At 39.2% G+C, this 15,691-nt stretch carries 13 protein-coding genes and 3 pseudogenes; 9 read left to right on the top strand and 7 right to left on the bottom strand.

What is annotated here, in order from left to right:
* Nucleotides 1–395 precede the first annotated feature (395 nt).
* Nucleotides 396–611: a hypothetical protein gene (locus tag L2D08_RS15565; RefSeq protein WP_242234974.1), complete on the top strand. Its 216-nt coding sequence runs from the start codon at nucleotides 396–398 to the stop codon at nucleotides 609–611.
* Nucleotides 612–1,137: 526 nt separating this feature from the next.
* Here L2D08_RS15565 and L2D08_RS15560 read toward each other — a convergent pair.
* Both L2D08_RS15560 and L2D08_RS15555 read right to left on the bottom strand, forming a co-directional pair.
* On the bottom strand, nucleotides 1,138–1,386 hold the full coding sequence (locus L2D08_RS15560; protein WP_242234972.1) for a stage VI sporulation protein F: 249 nt from the start codon (nucleotides 1,384–1,386) through the stop codon (nucleotides 1,138–1,140).
* 23 nt (nucleotides 1,387–1,409) lie between these two features.
* A pseudogene (locus L2D08_RS15555) lies at nucleotides 1,410–1,526 on the bottom strand (YjcZ family sporulation protein); the annotation flags it as partial.
* Nucleotides 1,527–2,600: 1,074 nt separating this feature from the next.
* On the opposite strand from L2D08_RS15555, the gene L2D08_RS15550 reads away from it, so the two are divergent.
* The gene (locus tag L2D08_RS15550; RefSeq protein WP_242234967.1) at nucleotides 2,601–3,941 is read left to right on the top strand and encodes a DNA cytosine methyltransferase; all 1,341 of its coding nucleotides are present in this window, start codon (nucleotides 2,601–2,603) and stop codon (nucleotides 3,939–3,941) included.
* Between the two features lie 69 nt (nucleotides 3,942–4,010).
* Here the strand turns inward: L2D08_RS15550 and L2D08_RS15545 are convergent, their stop codons facing one another.
* The 3 genes and pseudogenes from L2D08_RS15545 to L2D08_RS15540 all read right to left on the bottom strand — a co-directional run bounded on the left by L2D08_RS15545 (nucleotide 4,011) and on the right by L2D08_RS15540 (nucleotide 6,372).
* Nucleotides 4,011–4,766 (bottom strand): PmeII family type II restriction endonuclease, encoded by a 756-nt coding sequence (locus L2D08_RS15545; RefSeq protein WP_242234966.1) that lies wholly within the window; start codon nucleotides 4,764–4,766, stop codon nucleotides 4,011–4,013.
* A 231-nt stretch (nucleotides 4,767–4,997) separates the two neighbouring features.
* Nucleotides 4,998–5,744, bottom strand: a pseudogene (locus L2D08_RS24495) (Eco47II family restriction endonuclease).
* A gap of 211 nt (nucleotides 5,745–5,955) precedes the next feature.
* A complete protein-coding gene (locus L2D08_RS15540) occupies nucleotides 5,956–6,372 on the bottom strand; it encodes a very short patch repair endonuclease (RefSeq protein WP_242234963.1) in 417 nt (138 codons plus the stop codon).
* Between the two features lie 90 nt (nucleotides 6,373–6,462).
* On the opposite strand from L2D08_RS15540, the gene L2D08_RS15535 reads away from it, so the two are divergent.
* The 5 genes and pseudogenes from L2D08_RS15535 (at nucleotide 6,463) to L2D08_RS24310 (ending at nucleotide 9,598) form a co-directional block, all read left to right on the top strand.
* Nucleotides 6,463–7,353: a SinI family restriction endonuclease gene (locus tag L2D08_RS15535; RefSeq protein ID WP_242234962.1), complete on the top strand. Its 891-nt coding sequence runs from the start codon at nucleotides 6,463–6,465 to the stop codon at nucleotides 7,351–7,353.
* 184 nt (nucleotides 7,354–7,537) lie between these two features.
* Nucleotides 7,538–7,897 (top strand): hypothetical protein, encoded by a 360-nt coding sequence (locus tag L2D08_RS15530; RefSeq protein ID WP_242234960.1) that lies wholly within the window; start codon nucleotides 7,538–7,540, stop codon nucleotides 7,895–7,897.
* A gap of 68 nt (nucleotides 7,898–7,965) precedes the next feature.
* A pseudogene (locus L2D08_RS24315) lies at nucleotides 7,966–8,667 on the top strand (JAB domain-containing protein).
* A gap of 107 nt (nucleotides 8,668–8,774) precedes the next feature.
* The gene (locus L2D08_RS15520) at nucleotides 8,775–9,026 is read left to right on the top strand and encodes an ArdC-like ssDNA-binding domain-containing protein (protein ID WP_242234958.1); all 252 of its coding nucleotides are present in this window, start codon (nucleotides 8,775–8,777) and stop codon (nucleotides 9,024–9,026) included.
* Nucleotides 9,008–9,598, top strand: coding sequence for a zincin-like metallopeptidase domain-containing protein (locus L2D08_RS24310; RefSeq protein ID WP_242234957.1), 591 nt, complete (start codon nucleotides 9,008–9,010; stop codon nucleotides 9,596–9,598). Before L2D08_RS15520 ends, L2D08_RS24310 begins: the two co-directional genes overlap by 19 nt.
* Before the next feature lie 384 nt (nucleotides 9,599–9,982).
* On the opposite strand, the gene L2D08_RS15510 is transcribed toward L2D08_RS24310, so the two are convergent.
* Nucleotides 9,983–11,164 (bottom strand): macrolide family glycosyltransferase, encoded by a 1,182-nt coding sequence (locus L2D08_RS15510; RefSeq protein ID WP_242234955.1) that lies wholly within the window; start codon nucleotides 11,162–11,164, stop codon nucleotides 9,983–9,985.
* Nucleotides 11,161–11,601, bottom strand: coding sequence for a helix-turn-helix transcriptional regulator (locus tag L2D08_RS15505; protein ID WP_242234953.1), 441 nt, complete (start codon nucleotides 11,599–11,601; stop codon nucleotides 11,161–11,163). Before L2D08_RS15505 ends, L2D08_RS15510 begins: the two co-directional genes overlap by 4 nt.
* A 711-nt stretch (nucleotides 11,602–12,312) precedes the next feature.
* Between L2D08_RS15505 and L2D08_RS15500 the strand changes: the two genes are divergently transcribed.
* Both L2D08_RS15500 and L2D08_RS15495 read left to right on the top strand, forming a co-directional pair.
* A complete protein-coding gene (locus L2D08_RS15500; RefSeq protein WP_242234951.1) occupies nucleotides 12,313–14,073 on the top strand; it encodes a sensor histidine kinase in 1,761 nt (586 codons plus the stop codon).
* A gap of 3 nt (nucleotides 14,074–14,076) precedes the next feature.
* Nucleotides 14,077–15,561, top strand: coding sequence for a response regulator transcription factor (locus L2D08_RS15495; protein ID WP_242234949.1), 1,485 nt, complete (start codon nucleotides 14,077–14,079; stop codon nucleotides 15,559–15,561).
* Nucleotides 15,562–15,691: the final 130 nt, after the last annotated feature.

The raw sequence follows: 15,691 nt of genomic DNA, 5'->3' as shown, positions 1-15,691 counted from the left end.
TGTATTAAATGCCTTGAAAGGTTTGGTTATTTTTTGTATTGGCTTTTCTCTGCACGTTAAAAAACGTTGATTTAAAACTATTCTTTAATTTAATTTTTGTTGTTTTATAGGCGGGATAAGGGGCGGTATGATGTAATTAGTGCCCTAAACACTTTATATACGAAGAAGTTATCGGACATTTCGATGAACTGTTCAACCAGCTGGCGAGGAAAGCGGAAAGCAAGAAACAGCCATTGTTGCTTCTATATGTTGATATTGATTTCTTTAAAAAAGTAAGTGAAACGGACGCCATAAAGAAAGGGGTACCTTTTTAAATTAGCTAGGTACGCTTCTACAAACAGCTGTAAAAAGTACAAGTTACAAGTTTAGTACGCCGGAATGAGGGCGAAGAATTTATGGTATTATGGTTTGAATATCCGTTGAAAGTAGTATCTAAGATAGTAAAGAAGATGAGAAATAAGGAAAAGGAAACTATATTCGGACTTGGTAGCGAAGTAAAAATTAAGGTAACAGCCAAAAGAAGCTTTCAGATTTTCTGGACGCTTCTTTTGGCTGTCCTTCTTCGAAATGCTACGGCTGATTATTCTACAAACAATATTATTATTTTCTAAAACTCGTCCTTTTCTGAGCACGATCATTGTAGTTCAAAAAGGAAGGTTTTTTATTTTCTTTTATGTATTAAGATCCTATTTTTCTTCTGTATGCAATAGCTTACCATTTTTTCTCATATTAGAATTTATCCAAAAAAGAACATATAACACCGAGGAGGATAGCACAAATCGGTTTAAAGTATTCTTTTACAAATTCTTTTTGTTTGAATCAGTTTGTACTAGCGTGTCTCGAAAAAGGACAACCACTGATAATGCCTCCATCGTATCCTTTAATTCCTCGCTAAAGTCAGAAGCGTTCTATCTCGACAATTTGGAGAGCGCTGCGACGACCCTCCCTTGTAGAGCAACTGTGGAAAACGATACTCACTATTATAACCATGTCTGTATCCAAGCGAAACTATATAACCAGCCGCCGGTCAAGTACCGGCAGCTGGCTGCTTAAAGGTATTTTGATCACAGGGGACAATTCTATTTGGCATGTTGAAACAGGAAAAATAGAAGCGTTGCCACTGCTCCTTTTCCGGGCTCATTTGATCATCTTTGTGATCGTATCTATATCGAGCTTTTTGCCGTCTTTTAAGATCGTGCGGACGATTTCATCTTCGACCGGCTTTGGCACTTTCTTTCCGGCAAGCGCGGCTGTTTGCGCGACAACCGCACGGATTGTCCGTTCATCTTTGAAATCAGCATACTGAAGAGAGTCGACGAGTGCAAATACATCACCCATACGCACGCCGGTCTTTTTTTCAATATTGCCGAAAAATTTATCGTTCATTGCCCGCTCCTCCTTCTTACGCATTAATAAAAGCTCGCACCGACGATGATGAGTAAAATGAACAGAACAACAATCAATACAAATGTGCTTGTGCCTCCATAACCACTGCTATATCCATACATTTTTATTTCCTCCTTTCGCTGTTCTCTCCCTATGATATGAGGGAGGGACCAAAAGGGGTTATTAAGTGGGTTAATTGACTATTCCTGGCGAACTGCTTGCATAGGGTTCTCTTTGTTTAGACAAGGGCTGGGATGGATATACGGCCCGGCTAAAAGGAAGGTGTAAAATTAGCTGCTGCATAACACTGTCCGGATAAGCTACGGAAAGAAACAATACAGATAACCGTAAGGGTGTATAAGCCGTTCATTAAAAAGAAGATAGCGAAGGCAGAAGCAGGAACGGTACGATCCATAACCGATTCTGGCGTAAACAATTATGCGTGAAAAATTAAAGACACACTAAACAAAGTGATTTGGAAGAGGGCAGCCAAGTAGCAGGCTTGACTGTTTCAAAATTTTAAAGTGGAATGATGAAGTCTAAAGTGTTAGTTAATGAATTAGGTTGGGAATATAAAGGCGTGTTTAAATAAATAAAAGGGGGCGGCAAACCGACAGAAAAAAGAATAAGTTGGGTCTAATCCATTGGGCAACTCAAAAAAGCCAGGCGAACCTGGCTCGAAACAAGACATCTAGTTGTCTGAAGTAATTGAGACATTACTTCAGGATTATTTTCCCCATTTCCCTTAAAAGGTATACACCCAAATATTAAAAGTTAAACATAAGGAATGAGGATGATTCCAGGGAACTGGCAGCAGGAAAATGGAACGTCTTCACTTCTGGAAATTTCGTTGCTGTGATGAAAATATATGTTAAATTAAAGAAGCCGTTCTTCCTAATCCCTATATAAGAGATAACTTTAATATGAAGGTAGCTTATAAAGAACATTTCATATCAAAATAAATGTTGGGGCAAGCATTGCCATATTTCTTAAGCAGCCTAAACTTCTTCGAATCATTACATTGGCACGCTGATCTGGGCATAATTGCTATCAGGCAGAAGTTCAACTTATCAGGAAAAACGGTATAAAATTGTTCAAAATAAATACTTAAGTACGTTTGCCAAAGATAAATATTGACCATAGGTACAGATAAGCAATATAATAACCATATCAAATAGTTAAAGAAATACATTAACTATTATGGGGGTTACAAATTGTATACTATCAGTAAAGAAAAAGTTAGGCTACATATGAAAAGAAATGGGATTAGAACTCAAAAAGAGTTAGCGGACAAGATGGGCATCACTAAAAATCAAGTCTCTATGCTTCTTTCAAACTCTTATAATCCTATTAAGTCTAATGCTTTAAAACTGTCAGAAATACTTGGAGTCAATTTTGAAGAAATAGTAGATTTTGAACAGTTTGAATTAGATCTAGGGCATACAAATAAGGTGACGGAAGGATCTCAAGATGACATTTTAAATGTTATGGATTTTCATGGCCATGATTATGTCGAAGTAAGAGGGATAAAAGCCCGTCGAGATTACTCGGTTGTGGAACTTTTTGCTGGAGCAGGAGGTTTGGCTTTAGGTCTTGAAGAAGCTGGATTTAAATCTAAAGGTTTAGTGGAAAATGATAAATATGCATGCCAAACACTTAGAAAGAATAGGCCTGGTTGGAACGTTGTCGAAAGAGATATCGTTGAAGTGGCAGAACAGGGGATTAGAAACTTTGTTGACATGCCTATTGGAGAATTGGACTTATTATCAGGCGGTTACCCTTGCCAAGCATTTAGCTATGCAGGAAAGAAAATGGGACTGGACGATGTTAGGGGAACAATGTTTTACTATTATGCTAAAATCTTAGAGCAATTATTGCCTAAAATGTTTTTAGCTGAAAATGTTAGAGGTTTGGTTAGTCATGACGGTGGCCGAACAATGGCGACAATGCTCAAAGTTTTCTCGGACATTGGTTATACAGTTAAGTGGAAAGTGTTAAGGGCTTTAGATTATGATGTTGCCCAGAAGAGGGAAAGGGTTGTTCTTGTAGGGATCAGAAATGATTTGGTTGACCAGTATCAGCTTGAATACCGTTTGCCCCAACCATTTGGTTATGAGCTTACCTTAAAAGATATACTAAAGGACGTGCCTGCTTCTGAAGGGGCAAAATATCCTGAATCTAAAAAGAGTGTGTTAGATCTTGTTCCTCCAGGAGGATACTGGAGAGACCTCCCTGACGACATTGCCAAAAAGTATATGGGGGCTAGTTATTACTCAGGGGGAGGCAGGACAGGAATGGCTAGAAGGTTATCCTGGGACGAACCATCCCTGACATTAACTTGTTCACCTGCCCAGAAACAAACAGAGAGATGCCATCCTGATGAAACTAGGCCATTTACAGTAAGGGAATATGCAAGAATACAAAGCTTCCCGGATAATTGGGAATTTGATTGTTCACAGTCTAATGCTTATAAGCAAATCGGGAATGCAGTTCCTGTGAATATGGCTAAGGCTGTAGGCCTCTCTATTGTAAATGTATTAGACCAAATAAGATAATGTTAATAATAAGCTTAAATAAAAAGAAAAAGAGGCGCAAAGAAAGCCTCTTTTTCTTTTTTATCCCGTTTATTTATCTGACGCAGGAGGTTCAAATCCAGGTTTTTTTGCAATTTCCTTGGCTAACTCGGTTATAACTTGATTAATCAATTCGGAACTATCATATTCTGATGCAACTTCACCGATGGCGTTTGTTAGTTTCTCATAAAATTCTAGGTCACCTGTTAATCGATGCCAAAATTCTTCTCCAACAATGACTGGGTACTCTTTATTGATGGTTTTATAATGGTTACTTAAATCTTGAGGGGTTCCATAAAATACCCCAACGATTAAATCATCAAAACCAATACTCAATTTATTAGTTCGGGCAAGGTTTTTAACTGCTTGGAAGTGCCCTTTGATAGTATCTATGTCGTCTTTATTGATGGTGTTAGGGCCAGCTTTTATTTGGCAATATTTTTTTCTTCCATCAATCTTATCAATAAATTCAATATCGATTCCTGGAGTTGTTGATCCAAAACCTTCTAGAACTTCACTGCAAAATTTTTGGAGCTTGTCTCCAAAAATAGTATTAATAGAAGTACCTAAAACCCTAGGATAGACTAGCGCCTGAGCTACACTTATTGGGTCTACGTTACCGGTTAAAAAACTTGCTTTATATTTATCCAAAAAGGGGTTGAGGTTGAATTGTTTTAATTTTACAAGTTTTTTTGTGTTGGCTATATGACTAGGGGCAATTTCATCCCGGAAGAAATCTTTTGCGTTTTCTATTATTTCATTTAAATCTTGGTAATCTAATTCGTTTTTTTCTTTTTCATCAGCCACTCTTTTGCTTCCTCCTCTTTTTAAAAGGGATTCTTTAATGTGGAATTGTTTCTATAAAACATTTTAACACTTGTGGCAATAACGCTAGGTAACTCTTTTTAGAAAAAAGAGATTAATTCTTTGTTTTTTATCTTATCAGGTATTTTGGTAAAAGATTATCTAATAAGTTAAGTATGAAGTGCGACTTTTTGATTCCAAAGATTTAAAAGTATAAAGAATTTTTGTTTTCTTTTAATTAGATTTATAACCATTATAAAAACCGAAGTTTTCATAATAAATTTGCTCCATTAGACTTCTATTATACTTACTAGATCTTTCGCGCATTTGTTCTAGGAAAGTAGTATTTTCACGCCTTCCACTTGTATGGCTTTGGGTATTTTCTAAAAATTGATCTATGGCCTTAGGTAAAGCATCACATAACTCTTTGAAAGCGTTCTCTCTTCCGGTTGCAAGCGCATAAAATTTATCAGCAGAAATGATTCTTATCCTTTCATGCCTATAAGGAACCCCATTTTTTGTGAATTCCCAAATTTTGTATTGAGACCTTTTGTCGTTAATTCTTACATAATAACAGATTGCTTCTGGGTGTCTTTCAGCTACTGTTTTTAATTTATTAAAAAGGCTGGATCTGTCATCACCTTTTACTGTATTATGCTTGTTCTTAATATCCGTAAATATCGTCAGATCTTCATTTTCGATATCATGACCCCCGACAGGTAATCTTTTAAATCCTTTGATGCCATCTAATAAATTTTCATGAAATTCTCCAATAGCATTACTTATGGATTGATCATTTTAGCGTGCTATTTCAATAAGTAAATAATCTTCAATCGAAACATCGTTAAATTTCATATCAAATGTAAACTTTATAGGATCTACCCGGTTGTGGTAAAACTTTTTGATTGTCATCTCCTCTTGGCATTTGGTATAAGAATCGTATAAATTTTTGATGCAAGAAAATAGGTGTTCATCAGTCATGAAATTCAAATAAGGCAAAATACCCACTCATCTTAATAGGAAAATAATGCTTGTTTAAATCCTATTATATACAAAATTTAATAGTTAAGGAGTGGGATTTTGAAAATATTGTTTTGTTTTTAAGTTTACCGGATCTTTTTGGTTAGCATAATAGTCATTTTGTGGGGCTTGATCTAGTTTATTTATTAAATAAAGAGGTTAACTATATTAATTAAGAAAATAAGTTGTTCTTATGAAAGTTGATAAAACCTATGATTTTATCTATTGTCCCCTCGAAATTTTCTTTTATTTCATGTTCCCAAATCCTAAGTAGATGCCATCCTTCCTCTTCGTAATAGCGATTAACGTCAATATCCCTTTTCATGTTCCTGCCCAATTTTTTAATCCAAAATTCTTCATTGGTTTTTGGGATTTTTCCATGTATAGGGCAACTGTGCCAGAAGCAGGAGTCAATAAAAATTACAATCTTATACTTTGTAATGGCAATATCAGGTGTGCCAAAAAGTTTGACGTTTTTACGAAACCTAATTCCTTTTTTCCATAATGCCTTTGATACTTTATTTTCAAGCTGTGATTGTGAACGAATATTCTTCATGTGATTGGTATTTTTAGGAGTGCTTTTATCCATCTTTGTCACCCATCCTTTATAATTATCTATACCCATTAGATATAAAGAAAATGATTACTTTAGAAGACTTTAGAAGAGGAGGTAATTGAATTGTCCTTACAACCCGTAAATTTGAATCATCTTTTGGATTCAATCCCTCAAAAAAAAGAAGATATCATTAATGATTTAAAAGAATTTTATGCTGGCGATTTAACTAAAGACCAACAATTAACCTTAAATACTTTAATTGATTGGATAGTAGAGTTTAAATACATCCCGGCGCAAAAGCCGTCAAAAAATATTAGTGAAAAACCTTTGGACGAGCAAGTTTTGCCATTACTTAAGAAATGGTTAAGTAACTATATAAATTCTCTGAAAAATCCTTTGGCTAACCGTAAAGCCAAACCATTATCTGAAAAGGATATTGTGAAGGATCCGGCCCTGGGGTATATGCTGTCACTTTATTATGAAATAGTTAGTGGCCGGCCAGTTGAAGGGGAAGATATTGAACAGGCCTTACAAGCCCACCAAATCTTAATGGCCATTGAGTATGTCCAAGGAAACTTTCTAGAGGGGTATATTGCCAGTGTAATTTGCAAAGATCCATATAACTTTATATGGTGCGACGGGCAAACCCTTAAAGCCGCTGATTTTTGTAAGCGCATTGTTGGGGAGGGTGGGCAGCCTGAATTAAAGCTTATTCAAGTTAAGAATAAACACAATACCGAAAACAGCTCCAGTAAAACAGTAAGAAATAATACGACAATTGAATATTGGTTCAGGCTAGGGAAAAGAACGGGTAAGAACAAAAATAATATACCTGTTTATAAGTGGGATAAACTAAGTAAAATGGTTGAGGATATTACAGGGCACAATCCCAAGCTAAATGAAGAAGACTATATAGGCTTTCTAAAGGACATAATTTCTAAAAACCCCTATGTTCTTTATAATCAAAAAGGTAAAGGTAGGTTCATTAATAAAAATTTAGGAAGTTTCGAATAAATTATTTATTAGATACTAAAAGGAATAAATTGAAAGTTTACGAGTAAAGGGATGGCTGTTAGACAGGTGCAGCAGGCGCCATTAAAACCAGGGTGGTGCGAACTGTTCCATACAAAGGAGGAGTATTCATGTTAAAAAGGATGAATACTGGACATGGAGCACATCGAAAGTACGGTGATCCGTTATGTTAATGGCTGTTCCAAAAATCAAATCTGCAAAGGGTGCGGTCGAGCTTGCTGCGGAAGTTGAGCGCATGGAATCGTCGCTAAAGACACTGAAAGCGGAACTGAAAAGGTTTGTAGACCAGAACGGTGCGATTGAAACGAAAGAAAAAGTGTGGAATTATAATGTGGCGGTCTCCTGGGAGTTTCACGAGTCCGGCCTGAGAGACATGGCAGACCAGTTGGCGATTGAAGGGGTGAACCCGTGGAAGTTCATGACGATCTCTGCGGCAAACCTGAAAAAAATCGGCTGGAGTGAAGAGGTGCTGCGCCAATTTGGGCAAAAAAAAGAGACGAAACGATTTTCGTCCCAAACGAAATAAATAGAGGTAACGACAGTATAACATACAAAAAATAAGCCTTCCACCCCGGGCATATACAAAGCGGTGGCATGAATCCTCGTGCCGCCGCGGCACGGGGGCTCATGGAAAGGAAAAAAATAATGGAGAAAAAATATATTGAAACAGCGCATGAAGTCTTGTCCACTTACGGTTCTGGGCAGGGAGTAGACCTGCAGCATTTGCTGGCGGTTTTAATCGGACCGAAAGCCACGCCGGAGCTGTGCGGCCGTCTTTGTGCCAAAGGGCTTCAAGATCTGGCTGACCTGACAGAGCATGAGCTGCATGAAGAAGGGCTGACCCTTACGCAGGCTCAGCGGGTCATGGCTGGATTTCAAGTCGGCAGAAAGTGGAGTTTCATTTCGGCGGCTGAGCAGCGTTTTCCAGTCCGCAGCCCGGAAGATGCCTACAGCTACCTGCGTGCAAAAATTGCTTATGAAAAGCAGGAAGTGTTTTACATGCTTTATCTAAACACTAAAAACCAGGTGATTTATGAGCGGGCTGTCTTTAAAGGAAGCTTAAATGCTTCGTTAGTGCACCCGAGGGAAACTTAGCGCTTTGCGATCCAGCATGCGGCTGCCAGCATTGTCTGCGCGCACAACCATCCCTCGAATGATCCCACGCCAAGCCGTGAAGATCTTAATATCACCAAGCGGCTGGTGGAATGTGGCAAGCTAATGGGGATTGAAGTTCTTGACCACCTGGTGGTCTGCTCAGAAAAGTATATTTCCCTGAAAGAAAAAGGCTGCCTATAAACCGGCCTTAATTTTATTAAAAACCAACAGCGACCTATTAAAGCCAAATCCATTCTCGGATTTGGCTTTTTGTCTTTTCAAAATTCTACACAAAGGAGTATACAAAAATGAGCGACACAATTTATCAAATGGTTACAAAACGCATTATCGAGCAGCTAGAAAAAGGAGTCGTACCATGGCGCCGCCCGTGGAGTAATGGTACGCCAGTAAATTGGGTAACCCAAAAGCCGTACCGCGGCATTGATTCTCTTCTCTTGGAGCCGGGAGAATATTCGACCTTAAAGCAGATCAGGGAAGCCGGCGGCAAAGTCCGTAAAGGTGAAAAAAAGGACATATCGTCGTGTTCTGGAAGTGGGTAGAGCGCGAAAATGAAGAAACCGGCGAGAAGGAACAGATCCCCTTTCTTCGCTATTACAAAGTGTTTAATGTGATCAAGCAGGCAGAGGGCCTTCAAAGCAAGCGGGAGACAGAAACATTTGACCATGATACGATTGAGTCTGCCCAGCAGATCGTGCGTGGATACAAGGATTCACCTGTTATCCATCATCATTCCGGGCGTGCTGTTTATTTTCCTGGGTTGGATCGTGTCAGCGTGCCACCATTAAAGGACTGTCGCACAGCAGAAGAGTACTACTCGGTCCTGTTTCATGAAATGATCCACAGTACGGGCCATAAAAGCCGCCTTGCCCGCAAAGGGATTACACAAAGCGGCGTGTCGTTTGGAGATGAAGTCTATTCTAAAGAGGAATTGGTTGCGGAAATTGGGGCAGCGATGCTATGCGGGGTAGCAGGCATCGAAAATACGATAATTAAGAACAGTGCGAGCTATGTACAATCCTGGCTTCGTGAGCTTAAAGAAGATTCTAAACTGATTGTGCAGGCAGCAGCACAGGCCCAAAAAGCAGCTGATTATATTAGGCCATCAAAATAAAATCGTGTGTTATTAACGACAATCAAAAAGTTATTAATCATAGGTGTACTTAATCAAAAGTGTACTTTAGCAAAGGTATATGTTTGCTAAAGTACACTTATATTATTAAAAGGTATTCCCGATATTAAGGGAATCAAAAGGTTGGTAATCATAAGTGTACTTAAACAAAAGTATACTTTAGCAAAAGTACACTTTTGTTGTTAATGAGGTATCTGTATCCAAAAGATTTTTTGTAAAGTTATTCCATATCACTACAAACGCTATATTGTAGCCCAGTAGTCCAAAAACAAAGGATATTCTTGTGGTTTATGAAAATTAACCGTGAAAAACGGTTAAGAAGCCGTGCAAGCCTAATAATTGATCCTCAACAAGTTTTTTAGCTCTTCAGGATTTTTCCTCTATTTTATCCAGGATTACATCAACTGCTTCTGCTGCTCCTCCTGCATTTCGAAAGGACTCTGACAGTTTTTGCGCCTTTTCAAGGTAGCTTGGATCTGCTAGTAATTCAGCTGCTGCTTTTCTAATATGTTTAGGCTTGTTTCCTTTTAGTTTGATTCCTGCTCCAAGCTCGGCTGCTCGGTCAGCCACTACTCTTTGTTCGCTATGCAGCGGATATAAAACCAGTGGAACTCCATAATATAGGCTTTCATTTACACTATTCATCCCACAATGGGTAATAAATACGTCAGCCTTCTGTAAAACGGCAATCTGATCTACATAGTTTTTCACTGTGAAGTTGTTCGGTACGCGGCCAAGCGAAGCCATCTCTGTTTTTTCACCAATCGACATTACAATATCATAATCACAGCCAGCGAATGCCTGGATACAACTTTGGTAAAACTCCTTGTTTTGATTGAGTATTGTTCCTAGTGAAATATAAATGACTTTTCTGTCGTTTTTACCAACCTGCACTTCAGGAGACTGTCGGATGGAAGGGCCAACAAAGGCATATCTGTCAGAAAAGGTTTCCGCCAATGGCTGGAACTCTTTTGTCGTATATACAATGGTATCCGTTTCATTATCATTTTGAATAATCGATATGAAACTATCCGCTTCATATCCGTAATCTCTTAACAATTGCATTTTTTTATTAATGCGCCGCATGTCCATGATCATTCGAAACACTTCTCTTATGCCGCGTTTCATCAGTTTTGTTGTATGTTGATTAAATGCAAAGGATGTTGTTGAACAGACATATGGGATGCCTAATTTCTTGGCAAATAATTTCCCCCAAAAGCATAAGGAATCCGATACAATGCAATCCGGCTGAAACCCTCTTAATTCTGTACATACCTTTTCATCTAAAGCAATGGTTGTATCCACAACCATTTCAATCAAAGCCGCAAAATCTTTTCCAGCTTTACGATTTAATTCTTCTTCTGATATCGGGGGCAAGAATTTATCACAGGAAATAAACTTGGCTCCGGTTTCCTCTATTTTTTTCTGGAATTCCGAAAATGAATAGTACCAAACTTTATGGCCTCTTTTTACTAATTCTGATACAACCGGAAGTGTTGGATTGGTGTGGCCATGGGCGGGAATCGAAAAGAACACAATTTTACTCATTCTGGCTCCTCTCCGGCCGATTCGGCGTTACGAATCATATCTGCAAACTCTAAAAAACGATCGCTTTTTAAGATGGCAAGCCCTTTTGCAGCATCGTCCCCCAGCACAACAAGCTTATCACCTGCATGAATCTGATACATTTCCCGTGCCTGTTTTGGAATGACTATTTGTCCCCGCTCGCCTACTTTCACAACACCGAAGAACTGTCTACCCTTGGGACCAAGCTGTTTTACATCTTCTATACTCATATCATCGGATAATTGATCCAATGTTACCTGAAAGATATCAGCTAACATTTTCCCTTTATGTATATCAGGCAGCGCCTCCTCGCTTTCCCATTTTGCGACGGTCTGACGAGATACGTTTACCTTCTCCGCTAACATTTCCTGGCTCATTTTGTGCTTTTTACGTAGAACACGTATATTCATACCAATCATATTTTCACCTCTGTATAGAATTAACTATATAGAAAGAATTGGATAAATTCTATCGACAAACGATAACATTTTATGTTAAAAATTGTGTCAGTAATGTAGAGCCCTCCCTGCTACAGATGCTGTGCGGTGTGACCGGTATTGAGAATGTGACGACCAAAACAGTGACAGCTATATACAGTCCTGGCTGCAGGTACTGAAGGAAGATTCCAAGCTGATTATCCATGTGGAAGCACAGGTTCAAAAGCAACAAATTATATTTAAATCTGGACTTGGGGAAGATCTTTAAAATTAGAGATAAGGCGGATCATGTTCATCGAGCTGTACCGATAAAAGAAGCCTGGCTGGATGAAGTAAAACAATACGATGAATTGGTATTATCAAAACGTTTATCCGCCGAACCAGAGGCTTGGGCTCAGTACTCTGGTTCTTTGTGGATTTCATTTAGGTATATTATACTAGATCATAAAGTTTGATATTTTTATAGTAGTAGGAGGGTACCGGGATATAAAGAAAGCTTACTTAAAAGAAAGGAAAGGGGGTGACGAAGAGCTTTTGCTTTTAGCGAGAAATTTGGCGTTACTTCGCGTGAAGGAATTTTGAATATGCTCATTTGATTGATCTGTAAATACGACATAAATAAATGAGAAACAAGCATTGACAATAGACTGTGAAAAGTGGTCTATTTGTTTTACCATGGGAAGGAGGCTGGTAATGAATATATGGGCTGGATTAATGAAATGGATGGGCCTTAGAAAAATACGGCAGAAATATTTTATTATAATGCTGCTCATCTCTATTTTGCCGATTGCGTTTCTCGGCTTTATTTCCTACAGTATTGCGAAAGATACGCTGGCGGACAACCAGCTTCAGGCGACAGCCGAACATTTGAAAACATCAAGTGAAAGTGCTGACTTACTATTACGAAATGTCATCAATCTAGAGCGTCTCATGTCCTGGAATCCGGATCTTCAAGAAGAGCTGGAAAGAAATGCTGCCAATAATGATATGACAGAAAGTACACTTAATAACGAAGCACTAAATCGAATTGACTCAATTATATACAGCTATTTTATCGATACACAGGATATCGACTCTGTTTGCTTGTTTGATATGCGCCACCGTCCGTATTGTTATGGACAGTCAAACAGCATCGGGATATACGATAATGGCGGTTCATTTCCTGAAATTGTTGGAGAAAAGTGGTATCAACAGGGGATAGATGAAGAAGGGGGCATTTCTTTTTATAGCTGGAATGTCCTCGTTGGCAGCCAATCAGAGGATACTTTTTCGTCTGTGAAGCTTCTTAGAGACGTAGACGGAATTTTTGAAGAACAGAATCTAGGCATGCTGGTCGTTAATGTGAAAAAAACATTGTTTAATAGAGCTATTAATGAAAGCGCCAACAGTCAGACGATAGTGCTCGATGATTATGGCTCTGTCGTCCGCAATGTGTACAGCAACCCGGCAGTCATTGAGCCAGACGCTCGACATTACAATACGATTCAAGGAAAGATAAAAAGTTTAAAAGAAGACGGAAACCTTGTGAGCAGCTACCGGAATGAGACAACTGGCTGGACATTTGTGCACGCCATTCAAGAAGAAATATTACTTGAGCAGTCGACCGGCATTCGAAAGGTGACAGTGTTGCTTGCTATATTAATGGTCATCGTTTCACTGTATTTGTCTTTTTTAGCATCCGGCCGCCTGACACGGCCATTTCTTCAGCTTAAAACACTAACAGCGGACTGGAGTGGACGAAAAGCGGAAGAGGGAAGCAGACCAAGAGATGAGATAACTGAAATAGGTGAAACCTTTAAACGGGTCACGACGGAGAATAAAGAGCTGAGTGCTGAACTGATACGTGCCCAGCTGAAAGAAAGAGAAGCAGAATTAAAGGTGCTTCAGGCACAAATAAAGCCCCACTTTTTATACAATACACTGGACTCCATGTACTGGATGGCCACGATTAATAACAATCCGGATATTGCCAAAATGGCACTTGCTTTGTCTGAGAGCTTTAAAATCAGTTTAAGCAAGGGGAAAGAACAAATTTCAGTTGCAGATGAGTTAACTCATATCCAGCATTATATGACGATTCAAAATTTACGCTTTCAGAACCGGTTTACATATGTGGAAGAGGTGGAACCCGCCATTATGCACAAGCCGATGCTCAAGCTTCTGCTGCAGCCGCTCGTCGAAAATGCGATTTATCATGGCTTGGAGCAAAAAGTGGGAGACGGAACGATCAAGGTAACTGGATGCCAGGAAGAGGAGACGCTTATTTTCACAGTGGAAGATGACGGTGTTGGCATTAAAGATTGGGATAAAACAAACCAAGGGTTTGGCATGGGCAACGTGAAAGAGCGGCTTACGCTGTTTTACGGTCCGGAAAGTACGTTCCATGTGACAAGCGAGGTTGGTAAAGGGACAAAAATTGAACTGCGTTTCCCAGAAAAGAAGGGGGAAGACTAAGGCATGCTGAAAGCGGTCGTATTTGATGATGAGTATATTGTTTTGCAGGGGCTCAAGATGATGATTGACTGGAGCAGATATGGGATTGAGCTAGCTGGCACAGCCTCTGACGGGTTAGAAGCACTGCGCTTATTTAAAGAAGTGCAGCCAGACATCGTCCTCACTGATATTCGGATGCCAGGATTGGACGGTCTAGAGGTGATTGAAAAAATTATGGACGAAGCACCCGGCACTGTTTGTATTGTGTTCAGCGGTTTTAATGAAGTGGAATATTTAAAAAAAGCGATTAAGCTTGGCGTTATAGATTATTTAGAAAAGCCGGTGACACTATCGATGGTCGAAGAGGTTCTTACCAAAACAATTAAAAAAATAAATGAGCAAAAAAGAATGGAAAAGCTACAGGTTGAATGGGAAGGAACAAAAATGGATCGTCTTGAAAAAGCAACACTCGACTTGCTTTTAACAGGTTCAAATGCAGAAGAAAAGTGGAGACAGGAATTTGGACCAAATGTGGACCGCATTAAAGCTGTAACGATACTGGCACTCTCCGATGAATGTACATTTACACCCAATCAGCCGGATTATGAGCTCGTTTATATTCGAAACGGTCATGAGCGGCTCATTGCCGTTTTTCACTATACAGAGAATCCAGAGGAGTTAATTCAGCAGCTGATTTCCTGGCCTGGGAACATCACGATTGGGTCTGGACGTACGTATTCAGAAATCACAAGTGCACCAAGAAGCTACGGAGATGCCCAGCATGCACTTCGGTACGGCTTATTTATGGAAGAGTCAGGATGGATTCGATTCGAAGATATCGGAGAAAATACACGGCTGCCACGCCAGTTATCGCAGTATGAAAAAAATATTATTTTTAACATGCGAACTGGAGACGAGGCAGGTCTGCTTTCAGAACTTGAACAGTTTATCAGAGAGTTGGAATCACAAAAACTGAACCCGGATGTACTAGAAAGTGAGGTGTTAAAATTAATTTATCTGGCGCAGGAAGTCGCAAAAGAAACAGGTGAAGATATTCACCAGCTGAAAGAAGGCGGCTATTTTCCACAGCAGGATATTCGTGCTATTCAAACAAAAGAGCAGCTGTTTCACTGGTTGTATGCGCAAATGAACTTAATCATGCAATGGATTTTGCGTATTCGTACTTCGGAAAAGCAGGGAGCCGTTGAACGAGCCTGCAGCTACATGGAAAGCCGGTTTGACCAGGATATTACACTACAGGAAGTGGCAGAGTACGTTGGGATGAACAGTACGTACTTTAGTCTGCTGTTTAAAGAAAAGGTGGGCAAATCCTATATTAAATACTTAACGCATATTCGGATGGAACGAGCAAAAGAGCTGCTGTTAGCAGGGGGAAAAGTAGCTGAAGTCAGTGAGAGAGTCGGTTATCGCAGCTACCGGCATTTTTCAGAGCTTTTTAGAAAACATACCAGTGTAAATCCAGGTCAGTACAAGGAGCGTTCCACTTAATTGAGTGGAACGCTTTTTTTGTAAAGCTAAAAAAAAAGGACGTCAATACAAATTATGAGTACTTATTTTTTTGTTTGTAAGCACTTACAATAAAGCTATCAAAGAAATACAAACCGATTAAAGGGGGCAG

Source organism: Domibacillus sp. PGB-M46 (genome assembly GCF_022668875.1).
In the GTDB taxonomy this organism is placed as follows: Bacteria; Bacillota; Bacilli; order Bacillales; family Domibacillaceae; genus Domibacillus.
The sequence above is the reverse complement of the archived record's forward strand: the minus strand, read 5'-3'. Positions and strand labels throughout refer to the sequence as shown.